Genomic DNA, 14,046 nt, shown 5'->3' with positions numbered 1-14,046 from the left:
GGAGGGATCCTATGGGCACTGTAATGGAAGAAATCAAGCTGGGAAAGAAAGGCGGGGGATTCTTGCTGGAGCAGATTCAGCCGGAAGAAACTTTTGCGCCGGAAGATTTCTCGGAAGAGCAGCAGATGATTGCTCAGACCGTGGAAGACTTCATGGAACAGGAAGTTTTGCCGTTGGTTCCCCGCATCGAAGAAAAGGAATTGCAGTGCACCGTTGATCTTTTGCGTAAAGCCGGTGAATTGGGATTGTGCGGCGTGGAAGTCCCGGAAAAATACGGCGGGTTAGGTCTCGACAAAACGTCGGCGATGCTGGTTGTTGAAAAGATGACGAAATACGCCTCGTTTGCTGTTTCTTTCGGCGGCCATACCGGAATCGGGACTCTTCCCATTGTTTATTTCGGAAATGAAGAACAAAAGAAAAAGTATTTGCCGAAATTCGTAACAGGCGAGTGGATTTCTTCTTACGCGCTGACCGAGCCCGGTTCGGGTTCGGATGCTCTTGCCGCAAAGACGACTGCAGTGTTATCACCCGATGGCAAAGAATACATTTTGAACGGAACCAAAATGTGGATTACCAATGCAGGTTTTGCAGATGTGTTTATCACTTTTGCGAAAGTCGATGGAGATAAGTTCAGCGGTTTCATCATCGAAAAAGGTTTTCCCGGAGTTTCCACAGGCGCTGAGGAAAGGAAGATGGGGATTCGCGGTTCCTCTACGCGCGTGTTGATTCTGGAAGATGCGCGCGTGCCGGTCGAGAATTTGCTGGGTGAGATCGGGAAAGGGCACCAAATTGCATTCAACATCCTGAACATCGGCCGTTTTAAGCTGGGCGCCGCTTGCGTTGGTGGATCCAAAAATTGCATTCATCATTCCGTGAAGTACGCAAACGAACGGCACCAATTCGGACGTCCGATCGGAAGTTTTGGCGCGATCAAACATAAACTGGCCCAAATGGCCGTAGTTACATTCGTTGGTGAAAGCATGGTGTATCGCACAGCAGGTCTGCTGGATGCGGCTTTATCGCGCGTCGATTTGGAAAACCCGAAAGAAGCGTTGAAAGCCATGGAAGAATACGCAATCGAGTGCGCAACCATCAAGGTCTTAACCAGCGAATATCTGGATTACGTTGTGGATGAGTCGGTTCAAATCTATGGCGGCTACGGCTACAGTCAGGAGTATCCGGCGGAGATGGCGTATCGCGATTCGCGGATCAACCGGATTTTTGAAGGAACCAATGAAATCAATCGTTTGTTGATTCCCGGGATGCTTCTGAAACGCGCGATGAAAGGACAATTGCCGTTGCTTACCGCCGCGCAAAAGCTCCAGGATGAATTGCTCGGATTCCCATCCACAGAAGAGGGAGAAGCAACGCTCTTTTCGCGGGAACAAAAAATAGTGGAAAGCATCAAGAAAATTGCTTTGCTCACAGCCGGCCTGGCCGTGCAGAAATACATGATGCAGCTGGAAGAGCACCAGGAGATCCTTTGCCACATCAGCGATATAGTAATGATTGCGTGGGCGGCGGAAAGCGCGCTATTGCGCACACAGAAGTTGCTCTCCACACAGGGGGAAGAAAAGGCGCGCGATACCATTATGTTGATACAGATTTATTGCAACGATGCGGTGAGCAACGTGGAGAACCATGCGAAGGAAATACTTGCTGCGGTGTCGGATGGAGATATGTTGCGCACAAATCTTGCTGCGTTGAAACGTTTTCTAAAGTTTCAGCCGCTCAACACAATCGCGCTGCGCCAGGAAATCGCCGATGTGATGCTCAACGCCGGCAAATACCCGTTTTAGCAATTTGTATCGCCGGCTTCCAGCCGGCAAGGATCGTTTATGCCATTAGTTCATTTTGACCGGCAGGCAGTTTTGGATTTCTTCAACATTTCAGTTGAAGACGCCGAAGCCACTTTGCCTGAAATCGGTTACAAGGATCCGATCGATGTCCATGACGATTTCTCGGGCGATGATGTGAAAGCCATTGCGATGACTTATGCGCATCGTAAATATCCTGACGCCAAAGACACTGACAAGGTCTCTTTTGGAAGCCAGGTGAGCTACTACGTTTGTGGAATGTATACGGGGGTTGCGCATTATTATAAGGAGCAAAAAGCGGAAAAAGCTTTTGAGGAATTCAAGAAAGCCTTTGGTGTGGATCCCGGAGATGAAGGCCCGGAGATAAAAGGGGAAATTGCGCCCGCAGAGTTTTCAACCGCGAGTATTTTGTTGTTGGAAGGTATGATTTTGCTTCCCGATGGCAGCGCGAGCATTGGCGCGGCCCTTGACTTGATTCAACAACATGCATCACGTTTTGATCCGAAACACCTGAACGCGATTCAATCCGTGTTGCGCTCTATTCCCGAAATCAAACTCTAAAAAATAGTTGACAAAGTCAACTATTTATTTTGAAAACGAACATGAGTACAGAAGAAGAATATATACAGCAGCGGCGTCTGAAACTGGACAAACTTCGAGAGCTCGGTATCGATGTGTATCCGCGCCGATTTGATTTTACGCATAGTATTACAGATATAGTAAGCGAGCTGAAGGATGTTCCGGCAGAAGAGCTGGAGAACAAGCATCGCCACGAAGCTGTGGCAGGGCGGATTGTGGCTCTGCGGGGTTTTGGCAAGGCCTGTTTTTTGAGTTTACAACAGGATGGAGCGTGTTTGCAGGTGTATCTGCGAAAGGACGTACTGGGAGACCAGTTTGCGATTTTCGAGTGTCTCGATCTTGGCGATTTTATCGGCGTGGAGGGGGAACTGTTTCGTACCAGGACCGGTGAATTGACGGTGAAAGCCGAGAAATTGCATTTTCTTTCCAAGGCCTTGCGCCCCCTTCCCGAGAAATGGCATGGCCTGCAGGATGTCGAGCTTCGCTATCGCCAGCGCTACCTGGATCTGATCTCCAATCCGGAGGTCCGGCGCATCTTTGTAGTGCGTAGCAAAATCATAGCGGAGATGCGCAAATATTTTGACGCCCACAATTTTATTGAAGTAGAGACTCCGATGATGCAGGTTTTGGCGGGAGGCGCGCTGGCGCGGCCCTTTAAGACACATCACAATGCGCTGGACATGGACCTTTACATGCGGATTGCGCCCGAACTCTATCTCAAACGGTTAACAGTGGGCGGCCTGGATCGTGTTTATGAAATCAACAGGAACTTTCGCAATGAAGGCATTTCCACAATGCACAATCCGGAATTTACGATGCTCGAGTTTTATATTGCTTACTATGACTACCAGGCATTGATGCAACTTACCGAAGACTTGCTGTGTACTGTTGCGAGAAACGTTCTTGGAAAAGAGGAGCTGGAATATAACGGTAAAACAATGGCACTCGCGAGACCCTGGAAAAGACTACCGATGAAGAAGGCGCTCATCGAGATGGGAGGATTGACAGAAGGGCAGCTTCAAGACGAAGAGTTTTTGCGAAATCTGGCTTTCGAACGAAAAATCAAAGATGCCGGAAAACTTTCGCGCGCCAAATTGATCGGAGAACTCTTTGAAGAGCTGGTGGAGCCACAGCTGGATGGTCCCGTATTCATCACGGATCATCCGCGCGAACTCTCTCCATTGTCCAAGTCAAAACCAGACGATCCGGAAGTCGTGGAACGCTTCGAGTTGTATCTTGCAGGGATGGAAATCGCGAATGCTTACAGCGAATTGAATGATCCTTCGGAGCAAAAAAGCCGTTTTGAAGATCAGCTTCAGGCGCTCCAGGCCGGCGATCTGGAGGCGCACGGTATGGATGAAGACTACGTGACTGCGCTCGAACATGGAATGCCTCCCACCGCTGGCGAGGGAATCGGTATCGACCGCTTGACCATGTTGTTTACAAATTCTCCGTCGATCCGCGATGTCATTCTCTTCCCCCTTCTCAAACCAAAAACATGAACTCTTTTAACGCAGAGACGCAGAGAACGCAGAGAAAAAAAACTCTAAAATCTCTGCGTCTGTGCGCCTCTGCGTTGAAGAGCTAATGCGATTTGAACTCTCCATTGCGTTGCGGTATTTAAAGGCCCGTCGGAAACAGGCCTTTCTATCGGTCGTTTCTTTCATCGCTGTTCTCGGTTTCGTTCTGGGAGTGATGGCGTTGATTGTCGCTCTTGCTTTGATGACCGGCTTTCAAGAGGACATCCAGTCCAAGATTCTGGGAGCCAGCGCTCACATTATGGTCTATTCGGCAAATTCCAGAGGCTTAAACGACTGGCATAATACTATGAATGTAGTATCCTCCGATCCGTCGGTGCTGTCCGTTTCTCCGGTCGTTTATGGAAAAGTTATGATCTACAGCTCGGCTGGCGCCAACGGAATCATCGTCAAGGGAATTGATCCGGGACAGGAGGGAAAAGTCACTGAGCTGGCGGCCAAGATCGATCGAAAGGTGCTGTCTGAACTAAAAAATCCCGGGCAGGAAAGGGATGGAATCGTGCTGGGCGCGGACCTTGCCGCAAGCCTGCGTGTGCATCGCGGCGATCTCGTAACGCTTGTATCTCCCGACAGCATGCTCTCCCCTTTGGGGATGATGCCGAAATTCAAAAAGTTTCGAGTTCTTGGCGAATTCAACTCAGGGCTCTACGAATACGACACGAGCTGGGCGCTTGTGGGGATGCAGACCGCGCAGCGGCTGTTTTCGCTGAGTAATGCCGTCAGTTTAATAGAAGCGCGGATCAACGATATTTATCGGGCGGAAGAAATTGCGAACCGGCTTCAAAAAACACTCGGGAACCGGTTTGTGGTCAACAACTGGATCCGCCAGAATCAGTCACTTTTTTCCGCGATGAAACTGGAAAAAATCATGCTCTTCATCACCATCGGATTGATCGTGCTGGTTGCGTCCTTCAACGTGATCTCAACACTTGTGATGATGGTGCTGGATAAGACCAGTGACATTGCAATTCTCATGGCTATGGGATGCACTTCGCGCCAGATCATGCGCATTTTTATGCTGCAGGGGATTTTGATCGGTGTGGCAGGAACCATTGTAGGAGCTTTGCTTGGCGTTGTTGGTTCCTGGGTAATGGATCATTATCGCGTGATCCAATTGCCTCTGGACGTGTACTTCATTCCGTATCTGCCTTTTCGGGTTCGACCCGTTGATTTTGTTCTCATCACGGTGACTGCTGTGGCCATCAGTTTTGTTTCCACTCTCTATCCTGCCTTGCGGGCCTCGCGCATCAATCCCGCGGAAGCGTTGCGTTATGAGTAAGAATTTTGTTTTGTTGAACGCTTTGCAGATCCATAAAACCTATCAATCTGCTTCGAAACAAATCGACGTTTTGAAGGGTCTGGATTTTGAAGTCTATACCGGGAAAATGATAGCCATCATGGGCGCATCCGGCGTTGGAAAGAGCACACTTTTGCATTTGCTCGGCGGATTGGACCGGCCGGATTCCGGCGAAATTCTATTTGAAGGGCGCGACATTCTGCAGTATTCGCCGGTTCAATTGGCTCACTTTCGTAACCAGAAAGTAGGTTTTGTTTTTCAGATGCATCACTTGCTGCCGGAGTTCGACACGCTGGAAAACACGATGATGCCCTATCTTCTGAAGAGGTATGACCGCGCGGAAGCAGCGGTGCGAGCAAAAAAGATTCTTGCTGAAGTGGGCCTCTCAGATAGATTGGACCATAGACCAGGGCAGCTTTCCGGTGGAGAACAACAGCGTGTTGCTGTCGCCCGCGCGCTGATTCAAGATCCGGTTCTGATTCTTGCTGATGAACCCACGGGGAATCTGGATGAAAATACGGCCGCTTCCATCTTTCAACTTTTTCGCGATCTGCATGGCCGCCGCCAGCTTGCTTTTGTGATCGCAACGCACAATCCGGATCTCGCGGCAGTCTGCGATGAAACTTTCATCCTCCACGAAGGCAAACTCCAAAAAAAAATTTAACGCAGGGACGCAGGGACGCAGAGTTGAGAAAGCTTTTTCTCTGCGTCTTCGCGTCTCTGCGTTAAAAATCAAGGCTATTTTTCGTTGCAAAGCGTAATTCGTTTTGTTACAATTAATTGCTGCCAAGCGGCGGTTTTTATTGAGCAGAGGGTGGAATCATTGTTCCACTGCTCACCTTTTCAAGTTGCACGTCTTCACGAGCTGAAAGTGAGGCTTGAAACCTGAAAACGTTTTATATTCATAAAAAGGGTGAGCATGTTTGAGCATTATACAGAAAGGGCGATCAGGGTCATTCAATTTGCTCGTTACGAAGCCACGCAACTGGGGAGCCGCACGATCGAAACCGAGCATCTTCTCCTTGGTCTAATTCGCGAAGGAAATGGGATCACCAGCCGAATTTTCAATCGATGCAAGATCACGTTTGAAGAGATTCGAAAAGAAATTGAATCGCGGATTATTTTAAAGGAGAAAATCTCCTCCACCATTGAACCTCCTCCCAGTCCGGATGTGGACAAAGTGCTGACGTTTGCCGCTGAAGAAGCGGAGCATCTGAATCACAAATACATTGGAACGGAGCATATTCTTCTGGGCATCCTGCGCCTGGAAAACTGCGTAGCTGCTGAGATTTTGCGTCAAAAAGGAATGAAGCTCACGGTCATTCGTTCAGAAATTTCAAACATTTTGAACGAAAAGACATCAGGGAAAGTGAAGGAAGCGCCGACACTTTATGAATTCTGCAGGGATCTCACGGATGCGGCGGCGCGGCATATGCTGGATCCTTTGATCGGACGCGAACCGGAGCTGGATCGGATGGTGCAGGTCCTTTGCCGGCGCGCGAAAAACAATCCTTTGCTGGTAGGAGAGCCCGGTGTTGGGAAGACGGCTCTGGTGGAAGGTCTGGCCCAAAGAATTGTGGATGGCGAAGTGCCCTACCATCTCACCGATAAGCGTGTACTTGCGCTGGATATCTCTCTTGTTGTTGCCGGAACGAAATACCGTGGACAATTTGAGGAACGCATGAAGGCGATTCTCAAAGAGCTTGCGGAATCTCCCGAAATCATTGTCTTCATCGATGAGATTCACACACTGGTTGGTGCAGGATCAGCGGAAGGATCGCTGGATGCCGCAAATATTTTGAAACCAGCCCTGTCGCGACGCGAGATTCAGTGCATCGGCGCTACGACTCCGTCAGAATTCCGCAAACACATTGAAAAAGACCGCTCTCTGGAAAGGCGATTTCAGCCGATACGGATCAGTCCTCCTTCGGAAGATGACAGCATACAAATACTTTCCGGTCTGAAGGAAATCTACGAGAAATTTCACAGTGTAAAATACACGGACGACGCCATTCGCGCCTCGGTGTTTTTGTCTTCGCGTTATCTCACCGAAAGATTTCTGCCTGATAAAGCCATCGATTTGATGGATGAAGCAGGGTCAAAGGTGAAACTCACCGGTTCCCCGCAACCGAGCGAAATCTCTGACATCAAGAAGAAGATCAAAACAATCGTGGACCGGATGGAAACAGCGATTCAGAAAAAGGAGTTTGAGAAAGCCGCATTTTATCGCGATGAAGAAATGTTGCAGCGAGAAAATCTTTTTATGTTGAAAGAAAAGCTGAACGCGACGCAGGCTCATACTAGCATTGTTACGAAAGAAAACATCACGGAAGTCATTTCGAAATGGACAGGGATTCCTCTTAGCTCCTTGAACGAAGCCGAATCAGAAAAGCTGCTCCATATTGAGGATGAGCTTCGGAAATGGATCATTGCTCAAAGTCCCGCGATTGACGCAGTTTCTCGGGCGATCCGCCGGTCCCGCATTGGTCTGAAGAATCCAAATAAGCCAATCGGTTCCTTCCTGTTGTTGGGACCTACCGGCGTCGGTAAAACTGAATTGGCGCGGTCACTGGCCAGGCATTTATTTGGCAGCGAAAAGGCTTTAGTCCGCTTTGATATGTCTGAATTTATGGAGAAACATTCGGTTTCCAAGTTGATCGGTTCCCCTCCGGGCTATGTGGGTTATGAAGACGGAGGGCAACTAACAGAGCTCGTAAAAAGGAATCCATACTCCATTGTGTTGCTGGATGAAATTGAAAAAGCTCATTACAGTATCTTCAATATTCTGCTTCAAGTGCTGGAGGACGGTCACTTGACGGATTCATTCGGGAACCACATAGATTTCAAGAACACGATAATCATTATGACTTCCAATATCGGAGCCCGGATGATTGAAAAAAAGGGGCGCATGGGGTTCCGGGCGCCGGATGCCATCCAGGAATATGAGGACATTCGTGAAGAAGTGCTGCAGGAAGTTCGAAAGATCTTCAACCCGGAGTTCATCAACCGTTTAGATGAAATTATTGTTTTCCATCCGCTGTCAGATGATGACTTGCTGAAAATCATACAAATGATGATTGATCAAATCAATGCAGATCAGAAGGAGGAGCGGCCACAGATCCGGTTGTCGGATGCCGCTATGGCCTGGTTGTTGGAACGGGCTTGCAAAGACAAACGATACGGCGCTCGCCCGTTGAGACGCGCTATCCAACGCTACGTTGAAGATCCCATCGCAAATCTGCTTATTCGCAGCGGAAACACGAAGACTCAGAACATTGAAGTGGACATGCAGGATGAAAAACTGATCTTTAATCCATCCTGAGATTTCTAGCCGGGGCCGCAATCATCGAACCCCGTGCGGAGTTTAAGGCTGTTTCATCATGAAATACATTCTATCTCTCGTTGCGTTTTTCCTTTTACTGTCCGCTGCTTTTGGTCAGGACAACAACACAGTCTCTTCCGTTCGTATTGAAGGCAATCAGCGGATTGCGACTGAAACTTACCTTTACTACATTTCCGTGAAAGCGGGTGACCCATATGATGAGGGCGCCGTTCAGAGCGACTTTCGGCGGCTCTGGCAGACCGGTTTTCTGGATGACCTGAAAGTCGAGACAGAAACGACGCCGAAGGGTATCGAAGTTATTTTCAAAGTTAAGGAACGACCGCTGGTGAAAACGATTGAATACACCGGCAACAAGAAGGTCTCTACTGACGATATTCAAACCAAGCTGAAGGATGAAAATATCAATATTCGAACCGATCAACCGCTCGATTCTTATATCGCTCAAAGAGTTGTGAATTCGATCAATAAACTGATGACCGAAAAGGGGTTGCAATTCGGGTCGGCCAGCTACAAGACCGAGCCCATCGGTGATTCGTACACAAAACTGGTTTTTGTTGTGGATGAAGGCCCGAATGTGAAAATCGGGGATATTGAATTCGATGGAAATAAGGTTTTTTCGGATGGAAAACTGAAAGGACGGATGAAAGATACCAAAGAACACTGGATGTTTTCCTGGATCACCAAGAAGGACGATTTTGAGAAAGAAAAATTCGAAAAGGACATGGAGCGAGTTGAAGAGCTTTACTTCAACCATGGGTACATCAACGCGCGCATCGATGAACCGAAGATTGAGCTGGATCCTAAAAACAAAGAACGGATGAAGCTCACCATTCCTGTACGCGAAGGCCGCCAGTACAAAGTTGGTAACATTGAATTTACGGGGAACACAGTTTTTGATTCCCAAAAGTTGTTGCCGAAGATTCCGCTGCAACAAGGGAAGGTTTTTAATCGAAGCTTGCTCAAAGAGGGAGTAGACGAGATCCAGAAGCTTTACGGAGACGAAGGCTATATTTACGTTTCGATCGGTCCGGTTTTTGATGTGAAGAAGGACAAGGACATTGTGGATCTAAAGATGGAGGTTCAAGAGAACGGCCAGTTTTACGTGAACCGTATGGAGTTTACGGGCAATGATTACACGCGTGACAAGGTCATTCGCAGGGAAATGTTGATTCAGGAAGGAGAACTGCTCCGGGTTTCGAAATTTCGCGAGAGCATTGATCGAATCTACCGGCTCGGCTTTTTTGAAGACCTGAAGCCGAACATCACTCCTGTTTCGGATAAAACGAACCAGGCGGATATCGCTGTAGAAGTTAAAGAAAATAAGAGAAATGAGATTCGGCTGGGCGGTGGATACAGTGAGCTCGATGGGTTCTTTGGTGACGTCGTTTTTTCAACTAAAAACCTTTTCGGCAGCGGAAAGATTTTTACCTTGAGCTTGCAAAGCGGAACCCGCACTAAAAACTATGCGGTGCAAGTGCTGGAGCCATACTTTCTGGATCGTCGAATCGCTCTTGGATTCAGCGTATTCCGCAGCCGTTATGATTATTTCAATTACCTGAAAGACACGATTGGCGGAAATGTTTCCTTTGGGTTCCATATCGTCGGCGATCTTAGAGGCGCCGTGTCGTACGGTTATCAAACGGTCGATATTGATCTGCCTGGTGAAATCACCATACCGCCAGCCGATGAAAGTCTGTTTCCGGGTGCGGAATTACTGCAGAGCGACCGCATCGAAAGCCGCGTTATTCCGCAGATTCTGCGCAATACAATCAACAATCCGATTGATCCAAGCCGCGGAACCCGTTTCGTTTTTTCAAATGAAATCGTCGGTGGACCGTTTGGTGGGGACGTAAGCTACTATAAGCCTTCTGCAGCCTTCACCATGTACTTGCCCGGTTTAACCAAAAAACATCACACCGATATTAATGTGGAAGGGGGTTATGCCACTGGATTTAATAGTGAAGAGCTTCCATTTTATGAAAGATATTATCTCGGGGGAGAACAAAGCATTCGTGGTTATGACGTTCGGACAGTTTCTCCCATCAGGATCGAGCCGCTATCGCAGCGTCTTTTCCTGGTCGGCGGAAACAAGTACTTTCTGATCAATGCAGAGTACGTGATGCCGCTTGCCGGTCCTTTAAAAATTGCGGCATTTGTGGATTATGGAAATGCTTTTGATAACGACCACAACATCTCCTTGAAGGACATGCGCGGAAGCACCGGTTTCGAGGTCCGATTTACGGCTCCTTTCTTGAGCGCCCCTTTCCGGTTTATCTGGGCATATAACTTTAACTATGACGATCTGCTGATACTACCCCCAGGCAGCCGGCCGGAAAGGACGACATTTCGATTCTCCGTCGGAACGACATTCTAGGGGACGGTGCACTTGCCCAAGATTTCCCTCCTTATGAAGGAGGGGACTAAGGGGAGGTTGGGAAGCTTCTAATAGGACCCCTTTTGCTCTCCCCTTTATAAGGGGGAGAAAGATGGTTGCAAGCAAAGTCACCGGAATTATGATATTCTTGGCGTCTTTGCCTCAATTGCATTATTCTTTTTCACCAAGGAGTTACGGATTTCACGGAGAAAAACTGATACTTCTCTGTGTGCTCCGTGACTCTGTGGTAAAAAAATTATTAACAATGGAGAGAAATAGTTCTATGAAATGGCTGATGTTTCCTTTATTGGTTTTGTTTGCGCTACCGGTATTTGCTCAAACGGCGGGGATTGCTGTCATTGATCCTCAAAGGGTAGTGCAGGGTTCGGAAATGGGGAAAAAGGCGCTGGCTGAAATCAAAACGCTAAAAGACAAGAAACAAGCGGAGATCGACAGGCAGCAGACCAGTATTCAGACGATGCGCGACAAACTGGAAAAACAGCGCGACATTCTGAGTGTAGAAGCCCGGGAAAAACTTAATGGCGATATCCAAAAAGCAATTACCGAATTGAGACGTTACTCCGAGGATTCAGAAAATGAAATCCAACGAGAGCTGGGAAAAGCGATCAAAGGTATCGAAGAAAAAGTGCTTCCGATCATCCAGAAAATGGGTGAAGAAAGGGGTTATTCCGTGATCATTCAACGGGATCAGCTGGTCTACTTCAGCGCGAAGAATGACATCACGGATGAAGTGATCAAGTTGTTCAATGATGCTATAGCAAAGGGTGCCGTGCCTAAGAAGTAAGAAAGGACTGAATGATGGCACTGGACATCAATGCTATCTTGAAGGCGTTGCCCCACCGCTATCCTTTCCTGCTGGTGGATCGCGTTCTTGAATTTGAGAAAGAAAAAAGAATTATCGGAATCAAGAACGTGACGTACAACGAACCTTTTTTTGCGGGCCATTTCCCCGGACGTCCGATTATGCCCGGGGTTTTGATTATTGAAGCGATGGCTCAACTGGGTGGGGTCCTTTTGCTTCAGGATCACGAACTGAAAGAAAAGGGACTTGTCTATCTGGTTGGGATCGACAACGCAAAATTCCGCAAGACCGTAATTCCCGGCGATCAATTGCGGCTGGTGGTGGATGTGCTGCGCTACAAACACACAATTTGCAAGATGCGCGGGGAAGCGTTTGTCAATGAAACGCTGGTAGCAGAAGCGGAATTTCTAACTTCCATCGTTGTTCAGAACTCCTAGCATGTCTTCGATTCATTCCACAGCGATCATTCATCCGGAGACGGAAATGGCGGAGGACGTTTGCGTCGGTCCCTATTCCGTAATCGGACCTGGCGTACGAATCGACAGCGGAACGGAAATTGCGCCGCACGTCGTGATTGAGGGTCCTACCATCATTGGCAAGAATTGCCGTTTTTTTCCGTTTGCTTCCATCGGCCAAATTCCACAGGACTTGAAATTTCACGGGGAACGAAGCGAATTGATTATCGGAGATGACAACGTTTTCCGGGAATTTGTCACTTTCCACCGTGGAACTCAAGGAGGTGGAAAGAAAACGATCGTAGGACACAACAATTTTTTTATGGCCTACACACATGTCGCTCACGATTGCACTATAGGAAGCCATGTAATCATGGCAAATGCAGCGACACTGGCGGGGCATGTAACGGTAGAGGACTACTCCCTTGTCGGCGCATTTTCCGGCATTCATCAATTCTGCCGTGTAGGAGAGTACGGTTTTGTGGGTGGTTACTCCGTGATTACAAAAGATGTTCTACCTTATTCGAAGACCGTAGGGAACAGAGCGCATTGCTACGGGATGAACTCCATTGGCCTCCGGAGACGGGGTTTTAACGATCAAAAACTCAGCGTTATCAAGCATGCCTTCCGCCTTCTGCTCCAATCGAAATTGAATACCAGGCAGGCTCTGGAAAGGATTTCTGAAGAAGTGCCGCAGATAGAGGAAATCACCTATCTTCTGGATTTCATTCGCTCTTCCACCCGCGGAATTATCAAGTAAAGTTCTTACAATGCGTTTAGCTCTCATCGGCATTGGACATCAGGGTAAGCACCATCTTCGATTCCTCAAAAATCTCCCGGGGGTCGATCCCGTTTTGCTTGTGGATATCGTTTCGGAAAAAGCTATCGCTGCCGGCCAGGAATACCATCTTCCTTACGATACTTCTTATCGTTCGCGCATGGACCAGTTTGATGCTGCAATCATAGCTGTCCCGACATCTGACCATTTTGCGATTTCTACGGAATTGATTCGCGCCGGGAAACACGTGCTGATCGAAAAACCAGTCGCGGCTACGGCCGAAGAAGCTGAGCAACTGGCCGATTTGGCGGCTGCGCAAGGCATCGTAGCCCACGTCGGATTGCCTGAACGTTTTAATCCTGTGGTGCGAAGGGCACTGTCTGACATCACCAGGCCGCTTTTTATAGAGACTCATCGTCTCGGTGTTTTCTCACCGCGCAGCCTGGATATCGATGTTGTGCTGGATCTCATGATTCATGACCTCGATCTTCTCTACCTTTTTTTAAAAGAGGAACCCGCTCACATCGAAGCAGTTGGAATTCCAATTCTTTCGCGGCAGATCGACATTACCAATGCGCGATTGAAATTCCCCGGGAAATGTGTCGTGAATCTCACCGCTTCTCGCGTCAGCGGCAAAAGGATGCGGAAGATGCGATTGTTTCAGCCCTATTCCTATCTTTCCCTCGATCTTGCGGAGCAAACCCTCTCGCAGTTTTCTTTGCAGCCCAATCTTTGCAATGCAGGCTTTCCTGAGATATCTCAGCAGGAGTACAAACCGGAGGAACGACAACATCCGTTGCTGGAGGAGTTAAGCGCTTTCCGCGATGCAGTTGCTGGCCGAAGTTCTTCGGGTGTTGAGATTCGGGAATCCCTTCCTTCGTTGAAGATGGCGCTGGCGGTGAAGCAATGTACCGCGGGCGTCCCGCCTGCGTAAGTAGCGCGGGCGTCCCGCCTGCGTAAGTAGGGCAGGCGTCCCGCCTGCGTAAGTAGGGCAGGCGTCCCGCCTGCGTAAGTAGGGCAGGCGTCCCGCCTGCGTAAGTAG

General features: G+C 48.6%; 11 protein-coding genes. All 11 read left to right on the top strand.

Features of this window, described 5'->3' with window-relative positions:
* Nucleotides 1-23 precede the first annotated feature (23 nt).
* Nucleotides 24-1,799, top strand: a complete 1,776-nt coding sequence (locus tag L0156_14065; GenBank protein ID MCI0604122.1) for an acyl-CoA dehydrogenase family protein — start codon at nt 24-26, stop codon at nt 1,797-1,799.
* A gap of 39 nt (nt 1,800-1,838) precedes the next feature.
* Nucleotides 1,839-2,378 carry a hypothetical protein gene (locus tag L0156_14060; protein ID MCI0604121.1) on the top strand — a complete coding sequence of 180 codons (540 nt, stop codon included), beginning with the start codon at nt 1,839-1,841 and terminating at the stop codon, nt 2,376-2,378.
* Nucleotides 2,379-2,419: 41 nt separating this feature from the next.
* A complete protein-coding gene (gene lysS, locus L0156_14055; GenBank protein ID MCI0604120.1) occupies nt 2,420-3,898 on the top strand; it encodes a lysine--tRNA ligase in 1,479 nt (492 codons plus the stop codon).
* 85 nt (nt 3,899-3,983) lie between these two features.
* Nucleotides 3,984-5,213 carry a lipoprotein-releasing ABC transporter permease subunit gene (locus L0156_14050; GenBank protein MCI0604119.1) on the top strand — a complete coding sequence of 410 codons (1,230 nt, stop codon included), beginning with the start codon at nt 3,984-3,986 and terminating at the stop codon, nt 5,211-5,213.
* Nucleotides 5,206-5,895: an ABC transporter ATP-binding protein gene (locus L0156_14045; protein ID MCI0604118.1), complete on the top strand. Its 690-nt coding sequence runs from the start codon at nt 5,206-5,208 to the stop codon at nt 5,893-5,895. Before L0156_14050 ends, L0156_14045 begins: the two co-directional genes overlap by 8 nt.
* 255 nt (nt 5,896-6,150) lie before the next feature.
* Complete coding sequence (locus L0156_14040) at nt 6,151-8,553, top strand: ATP-dependent Clp protease ATP-binding subunit (GenBank protein MCI0604117.1); 2,403 nt, start codon at nt 6,151-6,153, stop codon at nt 8,551-8,553.
* Between the two features lie 58 nt (nt 8,554-8,611).
* Nucleotides 8,612-10,948 (top strand): outer membrane protein assembly factor BamA, encoded by a 2,337-nt coding sequence (bamA, locus tag L0156_14035; protein MCI0604116.1) that lies wholly within the window; start codon nt 8,612-8,614, stop codon nt 10,946-10,948.
* 265 nt (nt 10,949-11,213) lie between these two features.
* Nucleotides 11,214-11,753, top strand: a complete 540-nt coding sequence (locus L0156_14030; protein MCI0604115.1) for an OmpH family outer membrane protein — start codon at nt 11,214-11,216, stop codon at nt 11,751-11,753.
* 14 nt (nt 11,754-11,767) lie between these two features.
* On the top strand, nt 11,768-12,208 hold the full coding sequence (gene fabZ, locus L0156_14025; GenBank protein MCI0604114.1) for a 3-hydroxyacyl-ACP dehydratase FabZ: 441 nt from the start codon (nt 11,768-11,770) through the stop codon (nt 12,206-12,208).
* 1 nt (nt 12,209) lies between these two features.
* Complete coding sequence (gene lpxA / locus L0156_14020; protein ID MCI0604113.1) at nt 12,210-12,986, top strand: acyl-ACP--UDP-N-acetylglucosamine O-acyltransferase; 777 nt, start codon at nt 12,210-12,212, stop codon at nt 12,984-12,986.
* 10 nt (nt 12,987-12,996) lie between these two features.
* On the top strand, nt 12,997-13,938 hold the full coding sequence (locus L0156_14015; protein ID MCI0604112.1) for a Gfo/Idh/MocA family oxidoreductase: 942 nt from the start codon (nt 12,997-12,999) through the stop codon (nt 13,936-13,938).
* Nucleotides 13,939-14,046: the final 108 nt, after the last annotated feature.

It is taken from the genome of bacterium (assembly GCA_022616075.1).
In the GTDB taxonomy this organism is placed as follows: domain Bacteria; phylum Acidobacteriota; class HRBIN11; order JAKEFK01; family JAKEFK01; genus JAKEFK01.
This window is presented reverse-complemented; position numbering and strand designations above follow the sequence as displayed.

Excerpts from the sequence above, each read along its gene's own strand:
- L0156_14065 (MCI0604122.1), top strand. The coding sequence starts at position 24 with ATGGAAGAAATCAAGCTGGGAAAGAAAGGCGGGGGATTCTTGCTGGAG.
- L0156_14060 (MCI0604121.1), top strand. The coding sequence starts at position 1,839 with ATGCCATTAGTTCATTTTGACCGGCAGGCAGTTTTGGATTTCTTCAAC.
- lysS (MCI0604120.1), top strand. The coding sequence starts at position 2,420 with ATGAGTACAGAAGAAGAATATATACAGCAGCGGCGTCTGAAACTGGAC.
- L0156_14050 (MCI0604119.1), top strand. The coding sequence starts at position 3,984 with ATGCGATTTGAACTCTCCATTGCGTTGCGGTATTTAAAGGCCCGTCGG.
- L0156_14045 (MCI0604118.1), top strand. The coding sequence starts at position 5,206 with ATGAGTAAGAATTTTGTTTTGTTGAACGCTTTGCAGATCCATAAAACC.
- L0156_14040 (MCI0604117.1), top strand. The coding sequence starts at position 6,151 with ATGTTTGAGCATTATACAGAAAGGGCGATCAGGGTCATTCAATTTGCT.
- bamA (MCI0604116.1), top strand. The coding sequence starts at position 8,612 with ATGAAATACATTCTATCTCTCGTTGCGTTTTTCCTTTTACTGTCCGCT.
- L0156_14030 (MCI0604115.1), top strand. The coding sequence starts at position 11,214 with ATGGAGAGAAATAGTTCTATGAAATGGCTGATGTTTCCTTTATTGGTT.
- fabZ (MCI0604114.1), top strand. The coding sequence starts at position 11,768 with ATGGCACTGGACATCAATGCTATCTTGAAGGCGTTGCCCCACCGCTAT.
- lpxA (MCI0604113.1), top strand. The coding sequence starts at position 12,210 with ATGTCTTCGATTCATTCCACAGCGATCATTCATCCGGAGACGGAAATG.
- L0156_14015 (MCI0604112.1), top strand. The coding sequence starts at position 12,997 with ATGCGTTTAGCTCTCATCGGCATTGGACATCAGGGTAAGCACCATCTT.